This window comes from Hydrogenibacillus sp. N12 (assembly GCF_019645935.1).
Lineage (GTDB): Bacteria > Bacillota > Bacilli > Thermicanales > DSM-22653 > Hydrogenibacillus > Hydrogenibacillus schlegelii.
This window is the reverse complement of record NZ_CP080953.1, coordinates 1,685,485-1,708,074: the sequence shown is the minus strand read 5'-3', so window position 1 is coordinate 1,708,074 and position 22,590 is coordinate 1,685,485. Positions and strand designations below refer to the sequence as shown.

At 67.0% G+C, this 22,590-nt stretch carries 23 protein-coding genes; 14 read left to right on the top strand and 9 right to left on the bottom strand.

The window, feature by feature from the left end; translation table 11 throughout:
* Positions 1 to 54 precede the first annotated feature (54 nt).
* From K2M58_RS08015 to sigK, 4 genes are all read left to right on the top strand, one after another.
* The gene (locus K2M58_RS08015) at positions 55 to 321 is read left to right on the top strand and encodes a FeoA family protein (RefSeq protein ID WP_252393610.1); all 267 of its coding nucleotides are present in this window, start codon (positions 55 to 57) and stop codon (positions 319 to 321) included.
* Complete coding sequence (gene feoB, locus K2M58_RS08010; protein ID WP_220677136.1) at positions 306 to 2,432, top strand: ferrous iron transport protein B; 2,127 nt, start codon at positions 306 to 308, stop codon at positions 2,430 to 2,432. Before K2M58_RS08015 ends, feoB begins: the two co-directional genes overlap by 16 nt.
* A gap of 105 nt (positions 2,433 to 2,537) precedes the next feature.
* Positions 2,538 to 2,819 carry a hypothetical protein gene (locus tag K2M58_RS08005; protein WP_220677135.1) on the top strand — a complete coding sequence of 94 codons (282 nt, stop codon included), beginning with the start codon at positions 2,538 to 2,540 and terminating at the stop codon, positions 2,817 to 2,819.
* 68 nt (positions 2,820 to 2,887) lie between these two features.
* Positions 2,888 to 3,670, top strand: coding sequence for an RNA polymerase sporulation sigma factor SigK (gene sigK / locus K2M58_RS08000; RefSeq protein WP_252393420.1), 783 nt, complete (start codon positions 2,888 to 2,890; stop codon positions 3,668 to 3,670).
* Positions 3,671 to 3,681: 11 nt separating this feature from the next.
* On the opposite strand, the gene K2M58_RS07995 is transcribed toward sigK, so the two are convergent.
* On the bottom strand, positions 3,682 to 4,716 hold the full coding sequence (locus K2M58_RS07995) for a ThiF family adenylyltransferase (protein ID WP_220677134.1): 1,035 nt from the start codon (positions 4,714 to 4,716) through the stop codon (positions 3,682 to 3,684).
* A 247-nt stretch (positions 4,717 to 4,963) separates the two neighbouring features.
* Between K2M58_RS07995 and moaA the strand changes: the two genes are divergently transcribed.
* A complete protein-coding gene (gene moaA / locus K2M58_RS07990; RefSeq protein ID WP_220677133.1) occupies positions 4,964 to 6,007 on the top strand; it encodes a GTP 3',8-cyclase MoaA in 1,044 nt (347 codons plus the stop codon).
* A gap of 91 nt (positions 6,008 to 6,098) precedes the next feature.
* Here the strand turns inward: moaA and K2M58_RS07985 are convergent, their stop codons facing one another.
* Positions 6,099 to 6,995: a YitT family protein gene (locus K2M58_RS07985; protein ID WP_220677132.1), complete on the bottom strand. Its 897-nt coding sequence runs from the start codon at positions 6,993 to 6,995 to the stop codon at positions 6,099 to 6,101.
* A 155-nt stretch (positions 6,996 to 7,150) separates the two neighbouring features.
* Here K2M58_RS07985 and K2M58_RS07980 point away from each other — a divergent pair, with 155 nt between their 5' ends.
* From K2M58_RS07980 to K2M58_RS07945, 8 genes are all read left to right on the top strand, one after another.
* Complete coding sequence (locus K2M58_RS07980) at positions 7,151 to 7,561, top strand: hypothetical protein (RefSeq protein WP_220677131.1); 411 nt, start codon at positions 7,151 to 7,153, stop codon at positions 7,559 to 7,561.
* A gap of 81 nt (positions 7,562 to 7,642) precedes the next feature.
* Positions 7,643 to 8,824, top strand: coding sequence for an MFS transporter (locus tag K2M58_RS07975; protein ID WP_220677130.1), 1,182 nt, complete (start codon positions 7,643 to 7,645; stop codon positions 8,822 to 8,824).
* A gap of 64 nt (positions 8,825 to 8,888) precedes the next feature.
* Positions 8,889 to 10,142 (top strand): MGDG synthase family glycosyltransferase, encoded by a 1,254-nt coding sequence (locus K2M58_RS07970; protein ID WP_220677129.1) that lies wholly within the window; start codon positions 8,889 to 8,891, stop codon positions 10,140 to 10,142.
* Between the two features lie 165 nt (positions 10,143 to 10,307).
* Positions 10,308 to 10,796, top strand: coding sequence for a YqeG family HAD IIIA-type phosphatase (locus tag K2M58_RS07965; RefSeq protein ID WP_220677128.1), 489 nt, complete (start codon positions 10,308 to 10,310; stop codon positions 10,794 to 10,796).
* A 92-nt stretch (positions 10,797 to 10,888) separates the two neighbouring features.
* A complete protein-coding gene (yqeH, locus tag K2M58_RS07960) occupies positions 10,889 to 12,040 on the top strand; it encodes a ribosome biogenesis GTPase YqeH (protein ID WP_220677127.1) in 1,152 nt (383 codons plus the stop codon).
* Positions 12,041 to 12,699: 659 nt separating this feature from the next.
* Complete coding sequence (locus tag K2M58_RS07955) at positions 12,700 to 13,458, top strand: transposase (RefSeq protein ID WP_220677126.1); 759 nt, start codon at positions 12,700 to 12,702, stop codon at positions 13,456 to 13,458.
* 642 nt (positions 13,459 to 14,100) lie between these two features.
* Positions 14,101 to 14,787, top strand: coding sequence for an ATP-binding cassette domain-containing protein (locus K2M58_RS07950; RefSeq protein ID WP_220677125.1), 687 nt, complete (start codon positions 14,101 to 14,103; stop codon positions 14,785 to 14,787).
* Between the two features lie 77 nt (positions 14,788 to 14,864).
* A complete protein-coding gene (locus K2M58_RS07945) occupies positions 14,865 to 15,692 on the top strand; it encodes a DUF364 domain-containing protein (protein ID WP_220677124.1) in 828 nt (275 codons plus the stop codon).
* Between the two features lie 39 nt (positions 15,693 to 15,731).
* On the opposite strand, the gene K2M58_RS07940 is transcribed toward K2M58_RS07945, so the two are convergent.
* On the bottom strand, positions 15,732 to 16,823 hold the full coding sequence (locus K2M58_RS07940) for an FAD:protein FMN transferase (RefSeq protein WP_220677123.1): 1,092 nt from the start codon (positions 16,821 to 16,823) through the stop codon (positions 15,732 to 15,734).
* Positions 16,816 to 17,310: a hypothetical protein gene (locus K2M58_RS07935; RefSeq protein ID WP_220677122.1), complete on the bottom strand. Its 495-nt coding sequence runs from the start codon at positions 17,308 to 17,310 to the stop codon at positions 16,816 to 16,818. The genes K2M58_RS07940 and K2M58_RS07935 overlap by 8 nt, the downstream gene beginning before the upstream one ends.
* Before the next feature lie 89 nt (positions 17,311 to 17,399).
* On the opposite strand from K2M58_RS07935, the gene K2M58_RS07930 reads away from it, so the two are divergent.
* Positions 17,400 to 17,936, top strand: coding sequence for a PaaI family thioesterase (locus K2M58_RS07930; RefSeq protein ID WP_220677121.1), 537 nt, complete (start codon positions 17,400 to 17,402; stop codon positions 17,934 to 17,936).
* Between the two features lie 30 nt (positions 17,937 to 17,966).
* Here K2M58_RS07930 and K2M58_RS07925 read toward each other — a convergent pair whose 3' ends face one another.
* From K2M58_RS07925 to nadA, 5 genes are all read right to left on the bottom strand, one after another.
* Positions 17,967 to 19,436: a sensor histidine kinase gene (locus K2M58_RS07925; protein WP_220677120.1), complete on the bottom strand. Its 1,470-nt coding sequence runs from the start codon at positions 19,434 to 19,436 to the stop codon at positions 17,967 to 17,969.
* Positions 19,426 to 20,112, bottom strand: coding sequence for a response regulator transcription factor (locus tag K2M58_RS07920; protein WP_220677119.1), 687 nt, complete (start codon positions 20,110 to 20,112; stop codon positions 19,426 to 19,428). The genes K2M58_RS07925 and K2M58_RS07920 overlap by 11 nt, the downstream gene beginning before the upstream one ends.
* On the bottom strand, positions 20,093 to 20,731 hold the full coding sequence (locus tag K2M58_RS07915; RefSeq protein WP_220677118.1) for a ferric reductase-like transmembrane domain-containing protein: 639 nt from the start codon (positions 20,729 to 20,731) through the stop codon (positions 20,093 to 20,095). The genes K2M58_RS07920 and K2M58_RS07915 overlap by 20 nt, the downstream gene beginning before the upstream one ends.
* A 168-nt stretch (positions 20,732 to 20,899) precedes the next feature.
* Positions 20,900 to 21,283: a hypothetical protein gene (locus tag K2M58_RS07910; protein WP_220677117.1), complete on the bottom strand. Its 384-nt coding sequence runs from the start codon at positions 21,281 to 21,283 to the stop codon at positions 20,900 to 20,902.
* A 288-nt stretch (positions 21,284 to 21,571) separates the two neighbouring features.
* Positions 21,572 to 22,567: a quinolinate synthase NadA gene (gene nadA, locus K2M58_RS07905; RefSeq protein ID WP_220677116.1), complete on the bottom strand. Its 996-nt coding sequence runs from the start codon at positions 22,565 to 22,567 to the stop codon at positions 21,572 to 21,574.
* Positions 22,568 to 22,590 lie beyond the last annotated feature (23 nt).

The window sequence follows — 22,590 nt, the reverse complement described above, 5'->3', positions numbered from 1 at the left end:
ATGATGAAAACGCAATCGATGAGAATGAATATCACTGATAAGGCGGTGGAGGCGATGTTCGCCTCGGATCGTCCGCACCCGCTTTCGGACGTTCCGGTCGGGCAGACGGTGCGGGTGGAAGCGCTTTTGAACCTGTCGGCCCCGTTGAAAGCGCGGCTCACGGCGCTCGGCCTCGTCCCCGGAACGGAGCTGGTCGTCGAGCGGCGCATGCCGTTTGGCGGTCCTGTCGTCGTCCGCTTTGCAGGCCAGCGGTTTGCCCTCCGGCGGACGGATGCCGGGGGCATCGTCGTCCGGGAGGAACCGAGATGCGAATTTTGCTGATCGGGCAGCCCAACACCGGGAAAACGACGCTGTTTAACCGGCTGACGGGGCTTCAGGCCGCGGTCGGAAACTGGAGCGGCGTCACGGTGGAAGAAACCGTCGGCCGGATCCGGCGGCTCGGGTATGCGCTCGTCGATCTTCCCGGCATCTACGATCTCGTGCCGATCTCGCACGATGAGGCGATCACCGTCCGGACGCTCGCTTCCGGAGCGTACGACGGCATCCTCAACATCGTCGATGCGTCGCAGCTTCGGCGGAACCTTCAGCTGACGCTGGCGCTTCTTTCGATCGAGCGGCCGATCGTCGTCGCCCTCAACATGGTCGACGTCGCCGAAGCCGAAGGGAAGGCCGTCGATCCCGAGGCACTGGCCGATCGGCTGGGCGTGCCGGTCGTGCCGGTCGTCGCCCGGACCGGGGCGGGCTTAGACGCGCTTCTCGAAGTTCTGGCCGAGACGATGGTCGGGGGGGCGTCCGGCGGTCGTCCGACCGGAGAAGGAAGGGAGGCGGCGCTTGGCGAGGCGGCCGCCGTGGGCGGCGAATCGGGCCATGCCTCCGGCGGGACGACGGTTCTTCTGAAACGGTCGGATGCCCCGGCCCTGCGGCGCCGGCCCGAAATCGATGTTGGGCCAAAGCTCGAGGCGGCCCTTCAGGCGGTGGAGCCGGTCTTTTCGGATCCGACGCTCCGGCGCTTTCTCGCCGAGCGGTACCTTGAAGGCGTGTCGGAGATCGTGGACGACGTCGAACGCCGTCGGCCGGCGCTCCGGTCGGTCCGGGAGCAGCTTGCGTCGGCGCTTCATGCCGGCGGTACGGAAAGCGTGCAGGCGGCCCTCGTCGAGCGGCGGTATGCGTGGATCGATGCGCTCTTTCCGGCGGTGGTGCGACAGGCGGCGCCGCGGCGCCGGCCGGTCAGCGAGCGGATCGACGACATCGTGACGCATCCGATGGTCGGCATCCCGCTTTTTATCGCCCTGATGCTCTTTATTTTTCAGTGGACGTTCGACTGGCTCGGGACGCCGCTTTCGGAGGCGCTGGACGCGTTTTTCTCCGGTTCGCTTACGGAGGCGGTCGGCCGCGGGCTGGAGGCGATCGGGGCGGCGCCGTTTTTCCGGGCGCTCATCGTCGAGGGGATCATCGCCGGCGTCGGCGCCGTGCTGGTGTTTGTGCCCCAGATTTTTATCCTGTTTTTCTTCATTTCGTTTCTGGAGGATTCGGGGTATCTCGCCCGGGTTGCGGTCTTGATGGACCGGTTGATGGACCGCTTCGGGTTGAGCGGCAAAGCGTTTATCCCGCTCATCATCGGCTTCGGCTGCAACGTCCCGGGGGTGATGGCCGCCCGGACGATCGAATCGTCCCGGGAGCGATGGGCGACCGCGCTCATCACTCCGTTTATGTCGTGTTCGGCGCGGCTCGTCGTGTACGCGCTGTTCGTCGGGGCGTTTTTCAGCCGGGGGCAGGGCCTCGTCATGCTGTCTTTGTATCTCTTCGGCATCGCGATGGCGCTCCTTACGGCGCGGCTCTTGACCCGCACGGTTCTTCGCGGGGCGCCGTCGATGTATCTGGTGGAGCTTCCGCCGTATCGCGTGCCGAACGTCCGGACGCTCCTTCGAAGCACGTGGGAAAAAGGCAAAGGTTTCATCATCAAGGCCGGAACGTTCATCTTCGGCGGCAGCGTCGTCATCTGGCTGCTTGGCGCCGTCGGGCCTCACGGAATGGCGGCGTCGATCGAGGAAAGCGTGCTCGCCCTGCTCGGTCGGGCGCTTCAGCCGCTCTTTCAGCCGCTCGGCTTCGGCACCTGGCAGGCGGCGGTCGCCCTCATCACCGGTTTTCTGGCCAAGGAAGTCGTCGTCGCCACCCTCGGCATCGCGTTTTATGCCGGAGAGGGGACGGCGCTCACGGCGGCGCTCAAGTCGGCCTTTACGCCGCTTTCGGCCTACGCGTTTTTGGTGTTCGTCGCCCTGTACGTGCCGTGCCTTGCGACGACGGCGGCTCTCTTTCGGGAGGTGCCGAGGCGGCGGTGGACGGTGCTTATGATGGGGTATTCGTTTGCGCTGGCGTATGTCCTCGCGCTGGTCATCTATCAGGGGGGCCGGTTGCTCGGGATGGACGGATGAACCGGCTCCGCGGATGTGCCGGTTCGACGGCCGGTCCGGTCCGGCGGATGGCGCGTCCCCTGTCGGCGGCCGAGCGTGGGACGTGGGGGGAAGGAGGCCGGCACGATGGCGTCCCTTGTGATCAACGGGCTTTTGGCCGTGCTCATCTTCGGTTACGCCGGGTTCACGCTCTTCCGGGAGGTCCGGCGTCGTCGACAGGGGGCCTGCGAGGCATGCACGCTCCGGACGGCGTGTGACGGCCGAAGCTGCCGCATCGGAGGGGAGCCGGTGTCGTCCGACGGCCGACCGGCGCGACAGACGGTCGCGCTTCAGACGGCCGCGCTTCGGCGCCGGAAGGACGAAGGCTCCGTTTTGGACCCGGGCCGCTCGGACCGCCGCCGGCCGTAGCCTCGAAGATGCGCGGACTGGCAAGCGCCTCTCCTTCCGGACATAGACTTTAAGACCAGGACCGGGAGGTGGGGCGTTTGTCGCTGCTGGGCCTTTTTGCCTATTTGCTTAAAGAAATCACCGTTCTCATCTCGCATCTGAAAAACAACGCTTTTCCTCAGCCGCTTTCCGAAGAGGAAGAGGCGGAGGCGCTCGAGCGGCTCCGGCAGGGCGACCCGAAAGCACGGGAAAAGCTGATCGTCCACAACCTCCGGCTGGTCGCGCATGTGGTGAAAAAATTTGATTTAAAAGACGAAGAGTACGACGAGCTGATCCAGATCGGCGCGTTCGGCCTCATCAAGGCGATCGACACGTTTCAGCCGGAGAAGGGGACGAAGCTGGCCACGTACGCCTCGAAAGTGGTGGAAAATGAAATTCTCATGTACCTTCGGGCGAAAAAAAAGTCCCGCCGGGACATCTCGCTCAGCGAGCCGGTGGGCGTGGACAAGGAAGGCAATGAAATTGCCCTGATCGACGTCCTGGCCGCCGACGACGTCGACGTTGACGAGAAGGTCGAGCAGAGGATCGAACGGGAGCGGATTCGGCGGTATCTGCATCTTCTGGAGGATCGGGAGCAGGAGATCCTCACGCGCCGGTTCGGCCTGGACGGTGGTCCGGAGACGACGCAGCGGGAGATCGCCCGCGCCCTCAACATTTCGCGCTCGTACGTCTCCCGGATCGAGAAGCGGGCGCTCAACAAGCTCTACAATGCGATCGCTCGGGAAAGCCGTCGGAGGCAGGCGGGTTCAGAGGAAAGGCGGGATCGGGAAACGGGAGAACGCCGGGAGGATGGACCCGAAGGGGCGCCCTGATCGAAGGACCGTCAGCGGCCGACGAGTTCGGCGTAGATCCGCTCCGCCCGGTGGACGTCGGCGGTTCCCTGGACGATCAGCCGACCGTCCCGAAAGAGGGTGAGGACGAGCCCTTCGTATTCAAGGCGGAGGAGGTGCTCCGTCTCCCGGAGTTGTCCGAGGGCGGTCCAGCGGCGGCGCACCGCGTCGAAATCGATCGCCCCGGGCGCTTTGACCTGGACGGCGTTCCGGCCGCAGAGAAAGCTTGCCGTAAGTTCTCCCCGGCGCTCTTCGAGGAATTCGAAGCGTCGCATTCCGCAGGCGGGGCAGTTCGGGTTTTTCGCCCGGGAGATGTCGATCGAGGCGTAGGCGTTTTCCCAGAGGTCGAGGTCGATGAGAGCGGTCGGAATCTTGTCTTCGGCGCCGACGAGCCATTTTAAAGCGGCGGCGGCTTCGAGCGAGGCGATGACATCGACGACGGGGCCGATGATGCCGACCGTGTCACACGTCTCGCCGCCCTCCGGCGGTTCGGGGATGAGGCAGCGGTAGCAAGGCGTCTTCGGTGGATGGAAAAAGGCGTGCATGCCCCGAGCCCGGACGACGGCGCCGTGCACCCATGGGATGCCGTATTTGACCGAGACGTCGTTGATGAGGTAGCGGACGTGAAAGTTGTCGGTGCCGTCGAGGATGAGCTCTACGTCGGTGAGGAGCGCCTCGGCATTTTCCGCCGAGAGATGATCGACGACCGCCTCGACGGTGATGGTGCGGTTGATCGCCGTGAGCTTTTCCCGGGCGGCGATCGCCTTCGGCAGGAGGCCTTCGGCGTCGGCCTCGTCGAAGAGCATCTGCCGCTGGAGGTTGGAGCGCTCGACGAAGTCCCGGTCGATCAGGCGGATGAAGCCGACGCCGGCCCGGGCGAGATGGTTGGCGACGGCGGTGCCGAGGGCGCCGACGCCGACGACGGCGACGCGGGCCTGGGCCAGCTTTTTTTGGCCTTCGCGGCCGATGCCGGAAAAGAGGATCTGCCGGGAATACCGTTCCCACGGGTCATCGAAGTGAAGCTCCATAAGCCTCCCTCCCTGTTCAGAAGTATTGTAGCACGTCGGGTGATTCGAAGGGGACGACGCCGACCTCGGCTGGTCGGATCGGCGCCGGAAGGCCGGCAGGGGGATGGGCCCGGGGGATCGGAACACCCCCCGGGGCTTGCGCCCTCGCCAAAATTGTGCGATGATAAGACTACCTGTGGAAGCGTCATCACCACGACGTCTCCAGCGCTCCGGCGCGTCGCGCCGGCGTCTTGCGGAGGGATGGACGATGAGCGGGATCGAGGGGGCCCAGGTGGTCGATCGCCGGGGACGACCGCTTCGGGATCTGAGGATCTCGGTGATCGATCGGTGCAATTTTCGCTGCACGTACTGTATGCCGGCCGAGGTATTTGGCCCGGGATATCCGTTCCTCCCGCCGTCGGCGCTTCTTTCGTTTTCGGAGCTTACGCGCCTCGTGCGGGCGTTCGTCGCCTTAGGCGTCGAGAAGGTGCGGATCACCGGCGGGGAGCCGCTCCTTCGGGCGGGGCTCGAACAGTGGATTGAAGATCTGGCGGCGCTCCCGGGGATCCGGGATATTGCGCTCACGACCAACGGCGTGCTCCTCGCGAAAAAGGCGCAGGCGCTGAAGGCGGCCGGGCTTCGGCGGGTGAACGTGAGCTTAGATAGCCTCGATCCGGTCACGTTCGGCCGGATGAACGGCCGCGGGACCGCGCCGGACGTCGTCCTTCGCGGGATCGAGGCGGCCATAGATGCGGGCCTTCAGGTGAAGGTCAACATGGTCGTCAAGCGGGGCGAAAACGAACGGGACATCCTGCCGATGGCCCGCTATTTCAAGGCGCTCGGCGTGACGCTTCGCTTTATCGAATTCATGGACGTCGGCACCGCCAACGGCTGGGAGATGCGCGACGTCGTCCCGAGCCGGGAGATTCTCGAGCGGATCCATGCGGAAATGCCGCTTGAGCCCCTCGAACCGGCGTACTACGGCGAGGTGGCCAAACGGTACCGGTACAAGGACGGATCGGCGGAGGTCGGCTTTATCAGTTCGGTGACGCAGGCGTTTTGCAGCACGTGCACCCGAGCGCGGCTTTCGGCGGACGGAAAGCTGTACACGTGCCTGTTTGCCGCCGACGGCTTTGACCTCCGGCGCCTTCTTCGGGAAGGGGCGGACGACGAAACGCTCCAGGCGGCGATCCGGTCCGTCTGGGCGGGCCGGACGGATCGCTACTCGGAGCTCCGGCTTCAGGCGACCGAAGCCGCTCAAAAGGCCGGCGCGGTCCGGAAAAAGATCGAGATGTTTTACATCGGCGGATGAGGTTCCACCGGCGGTCGGACCGGGGGGCGGCGGCCGATGGATCCCGCCCTACCGAGCCGCGCGCGGTGCCGGGCCGGGTTCCCTCCGGCCTTCAGACCGGGGGCTCCGGGCGCCGGAGGCCGGCGTCCGGTCGGAGCTCGGCGTCAAGAGGAAGGCGGGTAAAGGCGCCGACGACTTCGACCGTCTGCAGGATGTTGACGAAGGCGTGCGGGTCGGCCTGGCGGATGAGGGATTTGATGAGCGGAAGTTCATAGCGTGTGGCGACGGTCATGAGGACCGTCTTTTTTTCTTTGGAGTAGGCGCCGATTCCTTCGAGGACGGTGATGCCGCGAACGATCTGCCGGAGGAGGGCTTCCCGGACGGCTTCGCCGCGGCCGGTCACGATGAGGAGGGTAAGTTTGATGTGGCGGGTGAAGATGGCGTCGACGATCCGGCCTGAAACGTAAATCGACAGCATCGTATAGAGGGCCTGATCCCAGGAAAAAAGAAACCCGGCAACGAAAATGATCAGGGCGTTCGTCGCGCTCATCAGCATGCCCATCGGAAAGTCCATGCGACGGGCGATGAACATGCCGATGATGTCGAGGCCGCCGGTGGAGCCGGAAGCGGAAAAGATGAAGCCGGTGGCGAGCCCGACGACGGCGCCGCCGAACACGCTCGAGAGGACGGCGTCGGTGGCGATCGGTTCGACGGGGAGGACGTTCATCGCCAAAGCAGTGAGGACGACGGACAGGATGGTCCGGAGGATGAACAGGCGTCCGAGGGTGAAGAAGCCGAAGACGAACAGGGGGAGGTTCAGAAGGAAAATCAGCGTCCCCGGGTTCAGCGGGGTGAGGAGGCCGATCATCATCGCGATGCCGGAGACGCCGCCGCTTAACACCTTGTGCGGCAGGAGGAAGAAGTTGTATCCGACGGCGAGGACGACGGAGAAGACGGCGATGAGGCCGAGGTCGAGGGCGGCGCGGGCCCGCCGGAAGGCGTAAGGCATCGAAATCCTCCTTTCGCTGAAGAAAGGGCACGGGCGGGTGGCCGGCGCGCGTTGTCGGGGGGGAGTTTTTTCGGTACAATGTGGACGATCGCGGTAAACACTCGTGGGCCGCTGTGGACGGTGTGCCCCGCCGGGCGCTTGAGGAGCGACAGAGGATGGCGGAAAGGGCGGTACCGGGACCCGGTTACTGGCTGTCCCGCATCGTCCTCGGCCGGGAGGAGTCCCGGGACGATGCGCCGTATCCGGCGCTCAGGACGCGGTATTATCGGGAGCCGAAGCGCCGGACGTTCGAAGCAGCGAAGGTCCTCGTTGAGGCGGGCGTCTTTGGCCTTCGGCCGGTGCACGTCGACGAGGAGCGGGGGGAGATCGTCGCCCTGCGGCGGACGCCGTGGGGGACGATCGACGTGACGCTCACCGTCTACGCGCTTCGGCCGTTTGAAAGTGCGGTGGACGTGCTGACGGCCCGCCGGGGGGCCCTCGGCGACTTCGGCGCCGGCTACCGGTTGATTGCGGCGATGTTCCGCGCTTTAGACGGCCGCCTTCGGCCGGCGGAGCCAACGCGGTAGGCGCGCTTCGGGCATTTGGCCGGGTGATGTGCGGAGGCGGTTTTGGAAAAGGAGATCGGTGTGAGCGAGGGAGAAGGCTCGTTGAGTCGGGTCGTTCGGTCGTTGGTTCGGCTTCCGCACGGCTTTTTGGAGGTCGTGCTGCTCCTTTTTTTCGTCGAATTTGTTCGCGGGGCGTTCATCTACGCGTACCTCCCCGTCTACGGTGGAGAGGTCCTCGGCCTGGACGTGGGGGTGATCGGCCTGGCGATTACGGCGCATTCGCTCGTCGATCTGTTCGGAAAAAGCCTCACCGGCTTTCTCCTCGACCACCTGCCGATCCGGGTCGTCATCGGCGGAAGCATGACGCTGGCGCTCGTCGGGCTGATCGGCGCCATGCTGGTGCACGGGCCCGTCGGATTGATCGCGTCGGTCGCCCTCTTCGGCGTCGGCATTTCGCCGGTGTGGCTGGTCGGCATGAGCCGGGTGGAGGAGGGCGCCCGGAGCACCCAGATGGGGCTTCTGTACGCGTTCTGGCTCGTCGGCACCGGCCTGGGCATGATCTTAACGAATCTCGCCCTCGACCACAAGCTGGAACAGCCGATCTCCGGCATCTTCCTCATCTGGGCGGCGGCGACGGTCTGGGGATGGATGCTTCGCGGAGCGCCGGGCGGGGAAGGGCATTACCGGACGCCGTCGGTCCGGGCGCAGCTTGCGGCCCTTCGGCAGCAGGTGGTGGCGATGCGCCCCCTCGTTCCGGGGATGATCCTTCCGACCCTCGCCGCCGGCATGCTCATCCCGATTTTGCCGAATTTCGTCTCCCGGGAACTCGGCTTTTCGTACACCACCTACTCGTTCATGCTCATCGCCGGGGGGGCGCTGGCGTGGCTCGGCCTCGTGCCGATGGGCCGGCTGGCGGATCATCACGGAAAAAAAGGGTTTCTCATCGGCGGGTTTCTCGCGCTCGGGCTGGCGCTCCTGGCGGCTCCGTCGTCCCGGTCGGTGGGGATGGCGGTGGCGCTGGCTGCGATTCTCGGCCTCGGGTATGCGACGATCCTGCCGGCGTGGAATGCGCTCCTGGCGCAGTACGTGCCGCGGGAGTATAAGGGAATCGGCTGGGGGCTTTTTTCCAGCATCGAGGGGATCGGCGTCCTGATCGGGCCGAGCGTCGGGGGATTTCTGGCCTTACATACGTCGACGGCTTTTACGGTGCGGCTGGCCGGCTTGGCGCTTCTGGTCATCGCGTTTTATTACGCGGTGGCGCCGATTCGCTTCGAAGAGCGCTGAGGCGGGCGGGGTTTCTGAAACGCTTTTTTCGTCCCGCGGGCGGCGTTCCGGGAGGGGGTTCGGGATGGAAGAGCGGGTTTGGCGGGTGCTCGTCTTTTACAGCGATTACGGCGACGGCCACCGGCATGCCGCTCAGGCGATCGCCGAAGGAATCCGGGCGCGCGACCCGGCGGTGGACGTGGTCGTGCATGATTTTATGCGAGAGACGCATCCTTTTTTGCATCCGTTGATGCAGCGGGCGTTTCTCGGAGCACTGAAGTTTTTTCCGAAGGCGTACCGGCTGGCCTACCGGCGGACGCAGGAGCAGGCCGAAGCGCCGCTTCTCGACTGGCTGACGTCCCTCGGGGAAAAGCGGCTTTTGGAACACGTCGCCAAGACAAAACCCGACATCGTCGTCTCGACGCACCCCTTTGCCGCCCGAGGGATGGCGCATCTCGTGCGGGAAGGGTGGGTGTATGTGCCGGCGGTGACGGTGATCACCGACCACAGCGATCACCGGTACTGGCTGGCGGAGGGAACGAGCCTTTATCTCGTCGGGTCGGAGGCGCTGAAGCGCCGGCTGGAGGAACTCGGCGTACCGGAAAGCGAAGTGGCGGCGACGGGAATTCCGGTGAGCCTTCGCTTCGGGGAGGCGCCGTCCCGGGCCGCTGCCCGTGAGCATCTCGGCCTTCCTGCCGGTGCGCCGGTGGTGATGGTCATGGGCGGCGGGTTCGGGCTTTTGCACGACGCGCTGAAGCTCCTTCGGGCGCTCCAGGCGACCGGGGCGGAGATCCTGCTCGTCGCCGGGCGGAACGAGCGGCTCAAAAAGGAAGTGGAACGACGGGTCCGTCGCGGCCGGCTCCGGGTGCGGGCATACGGCTACGTGGAACACATCGAGCGGTTGATGGCCGCCGCGGATGTGCTCGTGACGAAGCCCGGCGGGCTCACGACGGCGGAAGCCCTCGCTCTGGGGCTGCCGATGGTGCTCTACAGCTCGCTTCCCGGCCAGGAAGAGGATAACGCCCGTTTTCTCGTAAGCGGCGGCGCGGCGGTACGGGCCGGGACGCCGGAGGAAGCGGCGGCGGCGGTCGGTGCCCTGCTCACGTCGCCGGAGCGCCTCGCGGCCCTTCGCCGGGCGGCGGCGGCCCTCGGTCGGCCGGAAGCGGCCCTGGAGGCGGCCGATAAGATCTTGCAGCTCATGCGGAGCCCGCGGTCGGTTCCGGTTCGCATGCGACCGCGGCGATCGGCGGCGAAGACACCGGTCCGACCGGCTGCGCCGTGGCCGGCGCCGGAGTGGCCGGCGCCGCAGCTTGAGGGGACGCCGCGGTTTGCGCATTAAGGCGGCGGTCTGCCCGCTTTAGCGTCGGTTTGCCTGTCGGGACGGCGGTCTTCCCGTTGGGGCCGCGGTTTGCCCGTCGGGACGAAGGAAAAGCCTCGGCCGATAAAGGCCAGAGGGCGCGAAGGAACGGTTGAGAGAAAGCGAGGCAAAGGTCAGGAGCAGGCGATGCGAGGATGGCTTCGACCGGACTGGGCGGTCGATTCGTTTTTTGACCTCGAGCCGGAGGGGCTTCGCCGGGCGGGGATCCGGGGGCTCATCGTCGATCTCGACAACACGCTCGTCCCCTGGAACAGCGCGGAAGAGACGGCGGAAGCCCTGGCGAGCGTTCGGCGGCTGATCGATGCGGGCTTCCGCATCGTGATCGCTTCGAACAACCGCTCGCCCCGGGTCGGGCGGATCGCGGAGCGGCTCGGGGTGCGGGCGGTGTCGTTCGCGAAGAAGCCGCTTCCCCTCGGTCTCCGGCAGGCGTTTCGCTGGCTGGAGCTGCCGAAGGAGGCGGTGGCGGTCGTCGGGGATCAGCTTTTGACGGACGTCCTCGGGGGGAAGCTCCTCGGCGTGCGGACGATTCTCGTACGGCCGCTCGTCGAGACGGACGGCTGGGCGACGCGGGTGAACCGCCTGATCGAGCGGCGGCTTTTGGGACGGAAGCTGTAGGCGGCGCGGCGGAAGGGGCCGCGTCCGGGTGCGGCGTTTTTCGGCCGCCGGTCGAAGCGGGCGGATCTGTGCGAGGAAAAGAGGGACGGCCTTTGGAACGGGAAAACGAAGCGGCGTCCGTCGAAGCCGGGAACACGGAAACGGTCCGGACGTGTCCCGGCTGCGGCGCGGTGCTTCAGAAGGACGATCCGAATCGGCCGGGGTATGTGCCGCCGGAACAGTGGGAGCGGAAGGCCCCCCTCTGTCTCCGGTGCCACCGGCTCATCCATTACGGTGAAGTCGTGCCGGTGAAGCTGGAGGCGGACGAATACCGCCGGCAGGTGGAGGGCCTCGGGGCGACCCACGCGATCCTCCTCGTCGTCGATCTGTTCGACGTCGAGGGAAGCGTGCTGCCCGAGCTCCATCGCTTCGTCGGGACCCGCCGGGTAATCGTCGCGGCGAACAAGGTCGATCTTCTGCCGCAGGCGCACAATCCGGAGCGGATTCGGACGTGGCTGATCGGTCGGCTCCGGGAGCGGGGGTATGAACCGGAGGAGGTCTTTCTCATCAGCACAAAATCGGAGACGGGGCTTCCGGAGCTTTTTCGCCGCCTGGAGGCGGAAAGGCGGCCGGTGGCGGTCGTTGGAGCGGCGAACGTCGGGAAATCGTCGCTCTTAAACCGCCTCATCGTCCGCTACGGCGTGAGGGAGCGGGTGCGGCTCACGACGTCCCGCCTTCCGGGGACGACGCTCGCCCGGGTGACGATCGCCCTACCGAACGGTAAGACGGTCGTCGACACGCCGGGGGTGCTTCCGCCGGGACGGCTTACGCCGCTTCTTTTGCCGGAGGAGCTGAAGATCGTCCTTCCCCGCCGGCGGATCGATCCGCGGATCTACCAGCTTCAGGCCGGGCAGACGCTGTTTTTGGGTGGCCTGGGCCGGGTCGATTTCGTCGAGGGGGAGCGGCAACCTTTCGTCCTCTACGTGTCGAACGAGCTGTACGTGCACCGGACGAAGCGGGAGCGGGCGGAGGCCGTCTACGCCGCCCATCGGGGGCGCCTTCTCCGGCCGCCGGCGGAGGGGCGGGTGCCGCCGCTTCCGGAGTGGCGCCGGCACCGGTTCGTGATCCGCCTGAAAGGCGCTCCGGAGAAACGCGACCTCGACCTCGGCGGCATCGGTTGGGTCGTCTTAAACGGCGTGCCGGCGGTCGTCGACGTGTATCTCCCCCACGGCGTGGCGCCGGAGTTGCGGCCGGCGATGATCTAGGCCTCCTCGCGGGGCCCCGGCGTTCTGAAGGCGTTCGATCGCGCCTGGGTCGGACTTCAGTTGGCCCCGGTCTTAAGTTGGCCCCGGTCGCACCTTGGTCGAGCCGCGGTCGCGCCGGCCCTAAGCTAAAATTGGAGTTGCTTAAGCAGGAAAAAGCAGGAAAAAGGCGGTCAGAGCGCTCATGGGATCGTTACCACACCCATCCCAAGAAGGCTCCGACCGCCTATGAAGCAGTCGATTAACACGCTCTCGGTCTTCAAGGCTGGATCATCGATCGCCTTGAGCAAAATGAGCATCAGGTCGATGTGGTTGCCGGGCGGCCGAAAAAGGAAGCGCGCTGTCCCTATTGCCAAGCCATAAGCCGCTTAAGTTCACAGCCGTTCGTCAAAGTGGCGGCGCAAACTACACACGTGGGTGGATCAAAAGCCGGTCTATCTTTGCCTTCGGCCGCGGCGGTTCCGCTGCCTTCTGCCGAAAGGTGTTTACGGAGACCTTCCCCGGCCTCAAGCCCTGGGCCCGGATGACGGATCGGGCGATGGCCATGCTTTTCGGCCACCTGCGGGACCTAGCCCCCGCCGCGTGGCCGAAGAGGCAAACCTGAGCCCCGGAACGATTCGGCGCCTTTTGCTTCGGGGCGTTCGTTTCCGCCGAGCATCGAGATGCTCCTTGCGGATCTTGAGGAGGTCGTCTTAAGCATCGACGAACACCGCTTTCGCGGACAGGCCGTGGTTCACGGTGACCGGCGTTTGGCCCGAGAAGCGGCTTCTCTCCTTTTGCCGGACGATCGGCTGAAGACGCTGGAGGCCTTTTTGAAGCGCCTTCCGGAATCCGTCCGGAAAAAGATCCGGGCGGTGACGATCGACCTCAAGGAGAGCTGGAAGAAGCGGATTCAGCGGATCCTTCCGGAAGCGCGCGTGGTGGCCGATCCGTTTCACGTGCTTCAGGATGTGGGCCGGCGGGTGGATGAGGCCCGGCGTGTGGAAATACGCACCGGCCATCGTCTTCCCCGTTGGCCGCTTCTCAAAAACGAAGAAGACCTCACCGAGCGTCAGGCGAAAGAGCTGGCCACGATACGCAAGCATTTCCGGAACGTGGCGCAGTTTCACTGGGTCAAGGAGCAGCTGCGAGACATCTACCGGGCCGCCTCCCTGGAGGAAGCAAAGGCGATTTTGGACCGTATCCTCTTTGAGGCAGAGGGAGCAAGCGACGTGGCGCTCGTGCAGTGGGGCCGAACGCTTAAGCGCTGGAAGAACGAAATCCTTGCCTATCACACCTGGCGGACGACGAATGGCTACACCGAGGGCGTGCACACGAAGATCAAACGGCTGAAACGGATCCGTTATGGCTTCAAAAATCGCGAAGTGTATGTCCGGAAGATGCTTTTGGCCTTTATTCCCTTAGCTCATCTGATCGCCTGATCACACTTCTTGACATGGAGCCCCTTCCGCCTTGACAGCGGGGAATGGGTCTGTTATTCTCTAACAAGCGGTGTTGTACAATTCACACGACGCTGCCATCACATCGACCCCTCCGAGCCGGTCGGCCTTCCGGTGCGCCGAAGGGTGAACTCCCCTTCGGCGTACGACCGATGGCCTCCGGCCTGGGCGAGGCGCCGAAGGGCTGAACGGCGCTCCTTTCGGCCCCTCGCCCACGGGGTCGGTCCGGAAACGGGCCGGCCTTGTCCCGTCGGGTAGAAGGAGGAGGGTCGCGCCCCGAAGCGGATCCGCTCTGGCCGGTCTTGGCGAGCCCTGTGGCGCCGGAAAGAAGCGTCCGCCTTCCGGAAGCCGACGCCCCGCCTCCGAAAGAGGCGGGGCGTTTTTGCAGGCGGCCGACCTCCTGAACGGCGGCCGGCGGCGCGGAGCGGGTCGGAGGGCGGCCGCCGGAGCTGGCTTCGGCCCTCGACGGCCGCGTTGAACGTGACGGTCGCGTTGAAAAGGCGGCAGTCGTCGGTCGGGTCAGGCGGCGGGCGCCGGAGTCGGGACCGGCCCGGCGAAAGAAGCGCCGGAAGCAGGCGCCGCCGGGCGCCGACGCAAAGGAGCGGTCGAAGGGGGCGGGGGACCGTGCTCAGGGTGGTTGCCAAAAAGCGGTTTTCCGGGTTCGATCTCGAGGTCGATCTCACGTTTGACCGCGGCGTGACGGTGCTTTTCGGCCCGTCGGGGTCCGGGAAGACGACGGTTTTAAACTTGATCGCCGGCATCGTCCATCCCGACGAAGGGGAGATCCGCCTCGGCGACCGGTGGTTTTTCCGGAGCGGGATGCCGCCCGTTCCGCCGGAGCGGCGCGGCGTCGGCTACGTCTTTCAGGATTACGCCCTTTTTCCGCACATGACGGTGGCGAAAAACATCGCCTACGGGCTTCCGAAGGGCCGCTCGCTCGCCGATCCGGCGGTTCTGCGGCTGATCGAAGTCGCCGGGATCGGGCGGCTTTTGCACCGGTATCCGGCGGATCTGTCCGGCGGGGAGAAGCAGCGGGTCGCCTTCGTCCGGGCCCTCGCCGCCGATCCGGCGGTGCTCCTTCTGGACGAGCCTTTTTCGGCTCTGGACGAAGAGGTGAAACGGGCCGTCCGGGAGGCGTTTGTCTCCCTCGTCGCCGATCGGTCGCTTCCGGTCATTCTTGTGACGCACGATCGGTCGGAGGCGGAGCGGCTCGCGGACCGCATCGTCTTCATCCGGCGGGGGCGCGTCGAGGGGAAGGCGGAGGGAGCGCCGGCGGCGGTCGGGGCGTCGGAGGGCCGGGGCGGCGCCTAGGGGCGGTTTTTCTGACGGATGAAAACGGATGAAGGTGAGGGTCTATTTCCGCCTTTTTCAGACGGAGGAAAGAAAGCGTGAGCCGCGAGGAGATCGAGGCGCTCTATCACGCCCTCATCGACCCCATGCCAAGGGACCTGCCGGCGGAGCGGGTGCTCGTCAGCGCCTTCTGGACGCTCGTAGAAAGTCCGCTCGGCGTCGGCGTCGCCTACACGCCGACCGAAGGGCGGTCGCCCGACGTCACCGTCACGGGCGCCGGCGGGCTCCGGGGCCGCTCCCTGAGGGAACTGGCCATGCGGGTCGATTCTTGGCAGCTTCTGGACGTCGCGGTCGGGATGGCGGCGATCAACGCGTACTGGAACACGCCGGCCCAGGCAGCGGCGCTTCGGTCGGCGGGCGCCTTAAGAGACGTGGAAGAAAACAGTTTCATTCGGCTCGCGCCCGCCCTCAAGGACAAAATGGTGGCCGTCGTCGGCCATTTCCCGGGCCTCGAGCGGCTCGGCATCGGGCGGCTTACGGTCCTCGAGCGGCGGCCGCGCCCCGGCGATCTTCCGGACAGCGCCCAGGAAGCGGTGCTGCCGGAGCAGGACGTCGTCTTCGTGACCGCGGCGACGCTCGTCAACAAAACGCTGCCGCGCATTCTCGCCCTTTCGCGGAAGGCCCGCGTGATCCTCGTCGGGCCGACGGCGCCGCTTTCGCCGGCGCTTTTTCATTTCGGCGTCGACCTCGTTGCCGGGGCGCTGGTGACGGACGGGGCGCGGCTCTGGCAGACGATCGAAGAAGGGGGACGGCTCCACGGCGCCGCCGACGCTTACCGCCTGGTCGAGCTTGAGCCGCCGGTCGAGGAGCCGGGGCCTTGGGCGACCGGTTCGGAGGAGGGAGCCGGTCCGGATGTGGTAGACTGAGGGAGAGCCGGCCTCAGTCGGCGGGTCCGGGTTCAGGCGTCACCGGTGGGGCGCCGGTTCGGCGCCGGGGGGCGTCGGGGAAAAACGGCGGACGTGCCAGCGGCCGTCGTCGGTGAGGGCGACGACGAGGCCGCTTCGGCGGTCGCGCCGGGCGTAGGCTTCGAGCCAGGCGATGCCGTCCTTTGCGCCGAGGACGATGGGGATTTTGGCGAGCGCTTCCGCTTCGACGGGATCGGCGGCCAAGACGGTCGCCTGCAGGACGTCGCTTTCCGCGGGTCGCCCGGTGCGCGGGTCGATGAGGTGGTGCTTGGGGCCGTCGGCCATCCACCGGCGCCGGTGGACGCCGGACGTCGCGGCGGCGCCGCGCCTCAGGCGAAACGGACCGGGGGGCGGATCGCCGTCGAAATCGGCGGGCGGCTCGATCTCGACGGTCCAGGGGAGGTCGTCGGCGTCGTTCCAGACGACGAGGTCGCCGCCGGCGCTCAGGGCGCCGAGGCGGACGCCGGCGCGCCTGAGGCGGAAGGCGACCTCCCGCCCGACCCACCCTTTGGCGATGCCGCCGAGGTCGACGGCGACGTCCGGGCGCCGCTCGATGCGCCGGCGCCGGACGTCGAAGCGGAGGGGCGGCGCTTTCGGGTCGAATGAACCGGGCGCGGGGAGCCGTCCGCCCCCCGTTCGCGGCTCGGAAGCCGGAAACGGGGCCGCCGGCGGTTTGGCATCGCCCGGCGCTTCTCCGGTCGCCGGCGTTTTCGGGCGGCCCGGGGCGCCGGCGGAGGGCCGCATCGCCGGACGATTTTCCGATCGGAGGGCGTCGAACGGCCGGTCGTAGCCGGCGGCGAGAAGGGCCGGGAGGAGGTAGGGGGAAAAGAGCCCTCCCGTCCGGCGCCACCAGCGGTCCGCCGTCCAGAGGAGGCGAAAGGCGAGCGAAGAGACGGGCGTCCAGGAATGGCTTCGATTGAGGCGACCGATGTCGCTTTCCGGCAAAAACCGGGAGAGGCGCCGCTCGGCGGTGCGAAAATATTGTTCGATCGCCGAAAAGATCGGGCGAGCGGATTCCGGGGCGACGAGTTCGATCTCGGTGCCCATGGCCGCCCACCGGGCGGAAACGACCGGCTCCGCCCCTTCAGTCATGAGGCTTCGCCTCCCGGGAGAACTCGTCCGGGCGCTCTTGGTCGTCCGCTTCTTTTTTCCGTTCTTTGGCGTCTTTTTCGCTCGCGACTTTTTCGCTCGATGCGCGATCGCGTTTTTCGGATTCGTGTTTTTCGTCCGCGTCCGCCCTGTCCTTTTCGTGGTCCTTTTCCTCGCCCTCCCGTTCGTCTTCCCCGGTGGACCGGTCGGTCTCCTCCGGGCGCCAGACGGCGGACCCGACGACCGCTTCGCTTCCTCCTGGCGCTTCGCCTGGGAGAAGGTTTTCTCCCCCCGCGACCAGCGCGGCGGGCTCCGGGAACGAAAGGGGGGCGGGCGCGCCGGCGACGGGAGCTCCGGACGGGCCGTTGATCGGCGGAGGCGGGGCGTGTTCGGCGGTGCGGAAGGATGGGGCGTTCTGGACGGCGACGAACAGGGCGGTCGTCGCCGCGACGGCGATGACCCCGCCCAGCCAGCGGATGGGCGCTTTCATGGCGCGTTCCTCCTTAATTTCATTTGTTTCACCTGAATTGAGTGCTGGCGAAAGCCAGTCGGGAATGCAGGCGAAAGGAGCGACCGACGGTGGAACGTCTCCGCTCTCCGTACGTGCAGGACCACTATCCGGACGATTTCGCGTATTGCTACGGCTGCGGCCGGAACAACGGCGCTTCGCTCGGCTTTCGCACCCGCTGGGACGGCGAGGAGACCGTGACGGAGTACACCCCCCGCCCGGAACACATCGCGCTCCCAGGCTTCGTCTACGGCGGCCTCATCGCTTCCTTGATCGACTGTCACAGCACCGGCTCGGCGTCTTTGGCCCACCTTCGCCGGCAGGGCCATGAACCAGAAGACGGCGTTCCCGCGCCCCGATTTGTAACGGCCTCCCTGAAGGTCGATTTTCTGCGCCCGACGCCGCACGGCGGACCGCTCGTCGTCCGGGGCCGCATCGTCGAGGTCGGGGAGCGGAAGGTCGTCGTCGAAAGCACCCTCTACGCCAGCGGGGCGCCGACGGTTCGGGGATGGGCGGTGCTCGTCCTGGCGCCGGCGACGATGGTGGCGGCGGGGCGGACCGGCGGCGCCGACGCGGGGGACGGAGCGGACGATCCGGCCGGGGCGTAACGGCGTCCGACCCGGCGACGACCGCCGCGTTCATCGGGCGCTGGCCCGCGAAGGGTCAGGAGCCGGCTCGGCCCGCGGCAGCCGAACCAAGATGCGGGTCCCCTGCCCCGGGGCGCTGTCGACGTCGATCGCGCCGCCGTGGTCCTCGACGATCGCCCGGACGATATTCATCCCGAGGCCGGATCCGCTTCCGGCGGCGGAGCCGCGGTAAAAGCGGTCGAAAAGCCGCTCCACCGTCTCCGCGTCCATCCCGGGCCCGGTGTCCGCGACGGTGAGGACGACCGCCTCGGCCGTTTCGGCGAGGTCGACGTCGATGCGGCCCGGGGCGGGCGTGTATTTGATCGCGTTGTCGAGGAGGTTCCCGAAAAGCCGCATGAGGTCGTCGCGGTCGCCGAGGACCCACGCCCCGCTGGCGGGCGGATCGGCCGAGGCGGTCGCCGGTTCCCGGGTCGTTTCGCGAGCCTTTTCGTGAAAAACGAGCTCTAGGCCGCGGGCTTCCGCGAGCGGTCGGAAGCGGCGGACCGCATCGCGGGCAAGGGTCCGAAGGTCGACCGGCCTTTTTTCCCTCGGCGCCTCCGTCTCCCGCCGGGCGAGCCAGAGAAGCCCGTCGGCCGTCCGCTGGAGCCGGGTCACTTCGTCGCCGAGATCGCGGAAGACGTCCTGGTAAAACGGCGGCCAGTCGGGACGGATTTCTTCCAGCACTTCCAGCGCGGCGCCGATCACCGAAAGGGGCGTCCGAAGCTCGTGCGCCGCGTTGGCCGTAAAGCGCCGCTCCCGTTCCCGGGCGTCGAGGAGCGGCCGGAGGGCGAGGCCGGCGAGGACGTAACCGACTACCGCGCTCAAAAGAAGGGCGACGAGAGCAAGCCCCCCTGCCCGGCCTTTGAGTTCCCGCAGGAGGAAGTAGTAGTCGCTCGTCTCTTCGCCGACGATGAGCCAGCCGCCGAAGGCCGGGACGGCGAGGGCCGCGTAGACGGCCTGTGGCCGCTCAGAGGTCGGATAAAGGAGCCAGAGGAGCTGCCCGGCCGTCGGCGTCTCGGGAACGGTGCGAAGCACCCACGCGGCGGTGGCGGCGCCGGCCAACGGGGCGGTCGGCTCCAGCGCGGCCGGGGACCCAACCCCGAATTCCGGCCGGCGATCGTTCGCAGCCCGACTCCCTTCGGTTCCGGCTGGTTCCGGCATGTCCCGGGGAGGGAGGCGGTCGGTCCAGAGGTAGAAGTGGTGCCGGAGGGCGCCGTAGTCCGTCGCCTCGGTCCGGACGTCGAAGGTCGGCTGTCCGCCGGTTTCGCGCCGGCGGTCGATCCAGTCGGCGGCGAGGCGGGCGAGTTCCGTCGTCTCGTGGCGGACGATCATCCGTTCGACGGCGATCGTGAGGAGGACGACGAGAAGGAGGGCGACGGCGCCGACGACGCCGCCGAAGAGGAGGGCGAGCCGCAGGCGGCTTCGCGCCCAGGGCGACGGCCGGCGGCCGAGGAACGGGAGGCGGTTTCGATCAGCGCCCATCGCGCGCCTCCCGCAGCCGGTAGCCGACGCCGCGGACGGTTTCGATGGCGGGCGCCTCTTCGCCCAGCGATTCGAATTTTCTCCGGAGGCGGGCAAGGTACTGGTCGAGGACGTTCGGCGTCACGTCCTCGTTTCCCCACACGCGAACAAAGAGTTCGTCCCGCGACACCGCCTCGCCGGGCCGGCGAGCGAGGGCGAGCACGATGTCCGCCTCCCGCGGCGTGAGATTGAGGGCGTTTCCTCTCCAGTAGACCGTTTTCGTCCGCCGGTCGATCGTAAGCCCGCCGATCGCCTGCACGTCCCCTTCCCACCGGGGCGGCCGCCGAAGAAGGGCGTGAAGGCGGGCGGCGAGCTCCGCGAAGGCGAACGGCTTGACCAGGTAGTCGTCGGCGCCCGCCTCCAGGCCCGTCACGCGGTCGTCGACGGCGTCCCGGGCGGTGAGCATGAGGATCGGCGGGGCAAAGCCGGCCTTCCGGAGCGACCGGAGGACGTCCAGGCCGCTTAAGCCGGGGAGGCGCCAGTCGAGGACGACGATGTCAAACGGCTCCGCCTGCGCCCAGGCCAGGGCTTCCTCGCCGTCTTTCGCCCACTCGACGCGGAAACCGTAGTCGCGGGCGAGCTTGTGCACGATGAGCCGCCCGAGTTTTTCGTCGTCTTCAACGAGGAGCACCCGCATGGTTCGCCTTCCTTTCCGTCGCGCGTTCCGGAGGACGCCCGCGGACCTCGGCGCCGTGGCGGCGGGAGAGGGCGAGGAGGAAAAGAAGCCCGACGATGCCGGCGGAGGCGCCGTAGAGGGCCGAAACCCACGGCGCATGGGCGTCGGTTCCGGCGAGAAGGCCGTGCAGGAGCGAAAGGACGTAAACCGGGTAGGCGAGCCGGTGCAGGCGCCGGAAACGGGCGGCGCCGAGGCGGGCGGCCAGATCCGACGTGAGGAGGATCGCCGCCAGTCCGTACAGGGCGAGGATGCCGAGCCCGTAGGCGACGTCCCGACCGCTTGCAAGGGACGGCAGAAAGAGACTGAACCACGGAAATGCGACGAACGGGTCGACGATGAGGAAAAGGGCGTGGCCGAGGCCGAAGGCGAGGGCCAGCCACCCGGCCGTACGGTGGGCGAGGGCGAGGGCAGATTTTAGGGGGCCGGCGAAGACCGGAAGCGCCGAGAGGAGACCCGCGCTTACGGCAACCGTGAGGAGAACAAAGGCGACGAGGCCGGAGGCGCGGATGATCTCCCACGTCGGCAGGGTGACGATCGCCGCCGCCAGCCGGTCGACGAGAAAAACGAAGAGGTGGTCCACGACGTCCCTCCTTTCTGGCGGTCGGCGGTCCCCGGACGATCGCGCCCGGGCCGGCGGATCGGATTTTCCTCAAAGGGTATCTCAAGGGTATCACTTGAGGGGATCACAAGAAAGGGAAGAACCTCCAATGAAGGCGGACGGCCCCTTAGGAGGAAGGCGGACGTCCGCCTAGGAGACGCGGGTGCGCACGGTGCGGGAGACGTTTGGCGCAGGCGTCCGCGAGGGCGCGTCGGTCGGGGCCGTGCTGAGCGCGGGTCGGGACGCGAGGCGATGGGAGCGGTCGTCCTCGTCGTCCTCATCGTCCTCGTCATGGTCAAAGATCCGGACGAGGGGGGTCGCCCGCCGGTCGGCGTCCGGCTGAAGGGCGGAGGCGATCGGAATGGACGGCCCCCGCTCGCCGGCGTCGGCGGCCGGGGAAGGGCCCGGGTCGTCCGAACTTGCCGTTTTTCCGCCCGACGAATCGCCGTAAGCGGCGATCGCGGCGAAGATCGCGACGAAAAGAAGGAGCGATCCGCCGACGACGATCCGCCGAATGCGGGTCGAAAGGCGCATGGTCTTCCCTCCTCGGGACGGACTGGCTTTTTGGCTCGCCTAAAGTCTAATCGATCCGATCTGAACGTCGCCTGAAAAGCCGCTCGGCCAAAAAAGCCGTTTGGGTCCAAAAAGCCGTTCGGCCAAAAAAGCCGCGCCGACAAAAAAGCCGTCAAAAAAAGCCGCCGCATCGGCGGCGGCAGGGCCCTTCGATCCCCAACACGGGCGGCCGGTTCGGAGCGAGGAGGCGGAACACCGGCCGATCCGCCAAAGCGGACGGCCGGGTCGGACCGAGTGAACAGAACACCGTCACGCGATCGCGAGCATGCGCTCGAGCGCCCGACGGGCCCGGGAGCGGATGGGTTCCGGCACTTCAACGGGATAGCGGAGTTCCCGGAGGGCGGCGAGCGTCGCCTCCAACGTGATCATTTGCATGTAAGGGCAGCGGTGGCTGCAGAGGCGGACAATTTCCTTACCCGGGTTTTCCGCGGCGATGTTGTCGCCCATGGCGCATTCGGTGAGAAGCATCACCCGCCGGGCGGGACTTTCGCGGACGAAGCGGATCATCGCCGCGGTGCTGCCGGAAAAATCCGCGGTGGCGACGACGTCCGGCGGGCATTCCGGGTGGGCGAGGACGATGACGTCCGGGAACTGCCGCCGCGCGGCGGCGATGTCTTCGGCGGAGAATTTTTCATGGACGATGCAGCGGCCGGGCCAGGCGACGATCGTTTTGTTCGGAACGTCCCGGGCGACGTTGGCGGCGAGGTACTGATCGGGGATGAAGATGACCGTCTCGGCGTCGAGGGAGGCGACGACGCGGGCGGCGTTGGAGGAGGTGCAGCAGATATCGCTTTCCGCCTTGACTTCGGCGGACGTATTGACATAGGCGACGACCGGCGCTTCGGGGTAGGCCGCCTTGAGCCGCCGGACGTCGTCGGCGGTCAGGCTTTCGGCGAGGGAGCAGCCGGCCCCGAGGGCGGGGATGAGGACGGTTTTGTCGGGATTTAAGATTTTGGCCGTTTCGGCCATGAAGTGAACGCCGAGGAAGACGATGATCGGCCGGTCCGTCTCCGCCGCCCGCCGGGCGAGCTCGAGGGAGTCGCCGACGAGGTCGGGGACGGCGTGGTAGAGGGCCGGTTCCATGTAGTTGTGCCCGAGGATGAGGGCGTTTTTTTCTTTTTTCAGGCGGTTGATCTCGTAGGCGAGCTCCGCCTTCAGAAAAAGTTCGGCGTCCGGATAGACGTCCGCGAGGCGGCGCTTCAGCTGTTCGTACAGCGCGGCGACGCTTTCCGCTTCGATCGCCATCTTCCGTTCCTCCCGGACCGAAC

Bases quoted from the DNA above. Each gene is read 5' to 3' on its own strand.
- K2M58_RS08015 (WP_252393610.1), top strand. From the start codon at position 55: ATGTTCGCCTCGGATCGTCCGCACCCGCTTTCGGACGTTCCGGTCGGG.
- feoB (WP_220677136.1), top strand. From the start codon at position 306: ATGCGAATTTTGCTGATCGGGCAGCCCAACACCGGGAAAACGACGCTG.
- K2M58_RS08005 (WP_220677135.1), top strand. From the start codon at position 2,538: ATGGCGTCCCTTGTGATCAACGGGCTTTTGGCCGTGCTCATCTTCGGT.
- K2M58_RS07995 (WP_220677134.1), bottom strand. From the start codon at position 4,716: ATGGAGCTTCACTTCGATGACCCGTGGGAACGGTATTCCCGGCAGATC.
- moaA (WP_220677133.1), top strand. From the start codon at position 4,964: ATGAGCGGGATCGAGGGGGCCCAGGTGGTCGATCGCCGGGGACGACCG.
- K2M58_RS07985 (WP_220677132.1), bottom strand. From the start codon at position 6,995: ATGCCTTACGCCTTCCGGCGGGCCCGCGCCGCCCTCGACCTCGGCCTC.
- K2M58_RS07980 (WP_220677131.1), top strand. From the start codon at position 7,151: ATGGCGGAAAGGGCGGTACCGGGACCCGGTTACTGGCTGTCCCGCATC.
- K2M58_RS07970 (WP_220677129.1), top strand. From the start codon at position 8,889: ATGGAAGAGCGGGTTTGGCGGGTGCTCGTCTTTTACAGCGATTACGGC.
- K2M58_RS07965 (WP_220677128.1), top strand. From the start codon at position 10,308: ATGCGAGGATGGCTTCGACCGGACTGGGCGGTCGATTCGTTTTTTGAC.
- K2M58_RS07955 (WP_220677126.1), top strand. From the start codon at position 12,700: ATGCTCCTTGCGGATCTTGAGGAGGTCGTCTTAAGCATCGACGAACAC.
- K2M58_RS07940 (WP_220677123.1), bottom strand. From the start codon at position 16,823: ATGACTGAAGGGGCGGAGCCGGTCGTTTCCGCCCGGTGGGCGGCCATG.
- K2M58_RS07935 (WP_220677122.1), bottom strand. From the start codon at position 17,310: ATGAAAGCGCCCATCCGCTGGCTGGGCGGGGTCATCGCCGTCGCGGCG.
- K2M58_RS07925 (WP_220677120.1), bottom strand. From the start codon at position 19,436: ATGGGCGCTGATCGAAACCGCCTCCCGTTCCTCGGCCGCCGGCCGTCG.
- K2M58_RS07920 (WP_220677119.1), bottom strand. From the start codon at position 20,112: ATGCGGGTGCTCCTCGTTGAAGACGACGAAAAACTCGGGCGGCTCATC.
- K2M58_RS07910 (WP_220677117.1), bottom strand. From the start codon at position 21,283: ATGCGCCTTTCGACCCGCATTCGGCGGATCGTCGTCGGCGGATCGCTC.
- nadA (WP_220677116.1), bottom strand. From the start codon at position 22,567: ATGGCGATCGAAGCGGAAAGCGTCGCCGCGCTGTACGAACAGCTGAAG.